Annotated in this window: 1 protein-coding gene and 1 pseudogene; both read right to left on the reverse strand. The window is 66.8% G+C overall.

The window, feature by feature from the left end:
- On the reverse strand, positions 1–849 hold an 849-nt coding region (locus J5F18_RS18160), incomplete at its 3' end, for a TRAP transporter large permease subunit (RefSeq protein ID WP_346299933.1).
- Positions 846–1116: pseudogene (locus J5F18_RS18165) on the reverse strand (TRAP transporter small permease); the annotation flags it as partial. The pseudogene J5F18_RS18165 and the gene J5F18_RS18160, both read right to left, overlap by 4 nt.

Raw genomic sequence — 1116 nt, forward strand, 5'->3', positions numbered from 1 at the left:
CCCGGCGGCGGCGATCAGCATGATCACCAGCCCCGCGTTCACCGCGGTGCGCTGCAACACTATAGGCAGCATGGCGAACTTCAGGTCACCATAGAGATAGCGCCCCAGCAGCAGCGCGGCGAGTGAGGCCAGCGCCGCCGACTCGGTGGGCGTGGCCAGGCCCAGCAGGATGCCGCCGATGATGATCAGCGGAATCGACAGGGCCGGCAGCCCCATCCTCAGGGCGTGCAGCGCCTCTTGCCGCCTCGGCCACTCGCCCTTGGGGTACTGCTGCACCAGGCCCACCACGGCGATGGCCAGGAAGAAGGTACCGCCCAGCAGCAGCCCCGGCAGGATGCCGGCGATGAACATCTCGGCGATGGGCACCTGGGCCATCACCCCGAACAGCACGAAGAGCATGGAGGGCGGAATGATCGGCGACAGCAGCCCCCCGGCGGCGGTGATCGCCGCGCTGTAGGGCTTGTCGTAGCCCTCCCGCTCCATGGCCGGCACCATGGCCCGGGACATGATGGCGATCTGGGAGGCCGCCGAGCCGATGATCGCCGCCATCATCATGTTGGCCACCAGGTTGATGTAGACGAGCCCGCCCCGGAAGCCGCCCACCAGCAGCCGCGCCAGGTCGATCAGCCGGCGGGTCACCCCGCCCTCGTTCATCAGCTCCCCGGCCAGCATAAAGAGCGGAATCGCCAGCAGGCCATAGCTCTCGATGGCCCCGAAGAGCTGCTGGGGGTAGGAGTCGAAGAGCACGGTATTGCCCGAGACCTGGATATAGACCATGGCGGTGAGCGCCAGGACCAGGGCGATGGGCACCGCGCCCAGCAGCAGGAAGGCAAAGACGGCGACGGTCATGAGACGACCTCCTCTCGAGTGGGCAGGGCAGTCGGGCGGCGCGGCTTAAGCAGTGCCTGGCCGAGATTGACCAGGCCATGCAGCAGCAGGGAAGCGGCGAACCAGGGCAGGATCAGCCATGCCCAGAACTTCTTGATACCCAGCGTCGAGGTGTTCTCAACGTAGATGAAGTTGAAGGTCTCGCCCTGGAAGGTCTGGATATCGAAGCCGGCCTGCCACAGGGCCAGCGGCTGGTACCAGCGCCAGCAGAGCCACAGCAGCGCCAGG

Source organism: Halomonas sp. BM-2019, assembly GCF_017584085.1.